This window comes from Mizugakiibacter sp., from assembly GCF_039680435.1.
Taxonomy (GTDB): Bacteria; Pseudomonadota; Gammaproteobacteria; order Xanthomonadales; family Rhodanobacteraceae; genus Mizugakiibacter.
Genome location: NZ_JBDKSX010000033.1, coordinates 1 through 2,205, shown reverse-complemented (window position 1 = coordinate 2,205; position 2,205 = coordinate 1). Strand labels below are relative to the sequence as shown.

The window sequence follows — 2,205 nt, the reverse complement described above, 5'->3', positions numbered from 1 at the left end:
GCACCGCATCCAGGGCATCGGCGACGACTTCATCCCCGACATCGTTGACCTCGACTTCCTCGACGAGCCGGTCCAGGTCGACGACGGCGACGGCATCATCATGGCGCAGAAGCTGGCCCAGGAACTCGGCCTCGCCGTCGGCATTTCGTCGGGCGCGAACCTCGTCGGCGCCCTCATGCTTCAAGAGAAGCTGGGCAAGGACGCGGTGATCACGACGGTCTTCTCCGACGACAACAAGAAATACCTGAGCACCGACCTCATGAGGGAAGAGCCGGTCAAGCCGGGCTTCATCTCGCCGCGCGTGCAACTGCTCGCCGTGCGCGCCATGAAGCGCGTCTGCGAGACCTGCTGCAAGCCTGAAGATTGCGAAGACACCCTCGCGCCCTCATGCCGCAAAGCCGCCGCGCCGCAGTGCCCCCGCCGCGCGTAACGCAATCCTGACTCCTGACTTCCAGAGCCCGGGCCGACCCAAAATCGTCCCGGGCTTTTTTCGTCAGTAGGTCGCTTCGAGCCGAAGCGACATTTCAATTCACGATTATAGCCGATGACAAAAGTTTTACCGAGATCATCGGTGAAAGCCGAGGCCCGAAGGGCCGGCAGGTTGTAGGTAAGATGAGAAGGCTGGTCTCCTTGACGAGCTGTGATTAGGATCACGCTCACAATAAGAAACGGGCTCGAGGCCCAAAAGGAGACCAGCCATGAAGAAGAGTATCACCAGCATGTCGGCGCAGACCATCGGAATCGATCTGGGCGACAAGAGCCACCAGATCTGCATCCTCGACGCGGGCGGCCAGATCGCACGAGAACTGCAAGTGCCCAACACGCATCGTGGCCTGGAAAAAGTCCTTGCCGGCCTTGAGCCGGCGCTGGTCGTGATGGAGGCCGGCACGCACTCGCCGTGGATCAGCTCGGCCATCGAGGGCTGGGGCCACGAGGTGCTGGTGGCCAATCCGCGCAAGCTGCGCGCGATCAGCGACAGCCAGAACAAGACCGACCGCAACGACGCGCGGCTGCTGGCCCGGCTGGGCCGTGCCGACCGCAGCCTGCTGAGCCCGATCCGCCACCGCGGCGCCGACGCGCAGGCCGACCTGGCCCTCATCAAGGCGCGCCACGGTCTGGTCAAGGCGCGCGCGATGCTCATCAACCAGTGCCGCGGCATCGTCAAGAGCATGGGCGGACGTCTGCCGTCGTGTTCGGCCGAAAGTTTCCACAAGCACGGCGAGGCGGTGCCGGCGGCGCTGCGCCAGTCCCTGGAGCCGCTCATGAGCACGATCGGTGACGTGACGACCAGGATCCGCCAGCTCGAGCGCAAGATCGAGCGCCTCGCCGAGGAAAAGTATCCCGCCAGCGCGCGCCTGAGGGCGCCGATCGGGGTGGGGCCTCTGACGGCGCTGTGCTTCATGCTGGTCGTCGAGGACCCGCGGCGCTTTGCGCGCAGCCGCCAGGTCGGGGTCTACGCCGGCCTGACGCCGGCGCGCGACCAGTCGGGGACGTGCGACAAGCAACTGCGCATCAGCAAGGCGGGCGACCCGTATCTGCGCCAGCTCCTGGTCCAGTGCGCGCAGTACGTGCTGGGCAATCGCAGCAAGCCGTGCGAGCTGAAAGAGTGGGGGCTGAAGCTGGCCGAGCGCGGCGGCAAGGCGGCCAAGAAACGGGCGGTCATCGCGGTGGCGCGGCGGCTGGCCGTGCAGATGCACCGGCTGTGGGTGAGCGAGGAGCCGTACGATCCGTTCTGGGCCACGAAGCGGCGCGAGCGGATCGCGGAGCAGGCGGCGGCGCGGAGCATGCGCGGCGACGCCAGCCCGCGCCCGCGCCGGCGCGAACGAATCCCGGCACAAGCGCAGCGGTAAGCGCCGCTTGAGAGGTTAGGAAATTCCCGGAGCTCTGGAAGGAGAATTCAAGCCAGCTCGCGCGCGGACCGACCGACTCCCGGCGCGCCCCGACTGCTCGGTTCAGACGGATCACCCCGTCCGGGCGACTGCGAACCCCTGGCCGCACCAGCCGCAAGGCCGCCAATGCGGAATGTAGTCTGCAGCGCCCACAATCTCGGAACTTACCCTGCACAGGGCTCCCAGCGAGCCCGCCCCAAGTGCGCATGGAAGCCGGGTGACCACGGACCTCAGCAGCTCGAGGCGCGCGAGGTAAGCGGTGGACCAACAAGTTGGTCTTGACAATGCCTTCTCATGGAAGCCGGGGGTGAGCGCA

At 66.3% G+C, this 2,205-nt stretch carries 1 protein-coding gene and 1 pseudogene; both read left to right on the top strand.

Annotated elements, in window-relative coordinates:
- Positions 1–430 (top strand): annotated as a pseudogene (locus tag ABFC67_RS03960) (hypothetical protein); the annotation flags it as partial.
- Between the two features lie 268 nt (positions 431–698).
- Positions 699–1,850, top strand: a complete 1,152-nt coding sequence (locus tag ABFC67_RS03955) for an IS110 family transposase (RefSeq protein ID WP_346736746.1) — start codon at positions 699–701, stop codon at positions 1,848–1,850.
- The last annotated feature ends 355 nt before the right edge of the window (positions 1,851–2,205 follow it).

Excerpts from the sequence above, each read along its gene's own strand:
- ABFC67_RS03955 (WP_346736746.1), top strand. The coding sequence starts at position 699 with ATGAAGAAGAGTATCACCAGCATGTCGGCGCAGACCATCGGAATCGAT.